The organism is Methylobacterium sp. WL6 (genome assembly GCF_008040095.1).
Taxonomy (GTDB): domain Bacteria; phylum Pseudomonadota; class Alphaproteobacteria; order Rhizobiales; family Beijerinckiaceae; genus Methylobacterium.
On the sequence record NZ_VRVH01000659.1, the window covers coordinates 1 to 639 of the forward strand.

Below are 639 nucleotides of genomic sequence, written 5' to 3' on the forward strand. Positions count from 1 at the left end.
GCCTCGCCCCGGCCGCGCCCGCCGCGACGGGCGGCGCCTGAATGGACATCCTCGTTCTCGGCGGCGCCGGGCAGGTCGGCACCGAGCTGCAGGCCTACGCCTGGCCGGACGGCGTCCGGGTCCACGCGCCCGACCGCGCCGCCCTCGACATCACCGATGCGGAGGCGGTGGCGGCTCGGATGGCGGAGCGCCCCTGGGGCGCGGTGATCAACACGGCCGCCTACACCGCGGTCGACAGGGCCGAGGCCGAGCCGGTGGCCGCCTGGCGCCTCAACGCGCTGGCGCCGGCGATCCTGGCCGCCGAGACCGCGCGCCACGCCGTCCCGCTGGTGCAGGTCTCGACCGACTACGTCTTCGACGGCACGCGCGACGGCGCCTACCGGCCCGACGACCCGATCGCGCCGCGCAGCGTCTACGGCGCGAGCAAGGCCGGGGGCGAGCTGGCGGTGCGGGCCGGCAACCCGCGCCACGCGATCCTGCGCACCGCCTGGGTGGTGAGCCCGCACCGGGGCAACTTCGTCAAGACGATGCTGCGGCTGTCCGCCGAGCGCGACCGGCTCACCGTGGTCGACGACCAGCACGGCTGCCCGACCTCGGCGGCCGACCTCGCCGCGGCGCTGGCCGCCGTCGCCCTGCGGA

Annotated in this window: 1 protein-coding gene; it reads left to right on the forward strand. The window is 77.6% G+C overall.

All coding sequences use genetic code 11. The features are described from left to right. Positions 1-41: 41 nt before the first annotated feature. Positions 42-639 (forward strand): sugar nucleotide-binding protein (locus tag FV230_RS29045; RefSeq protein WP_147844808.1); only part of this gene is annotated, 598 nt, incomplete at its 3' end.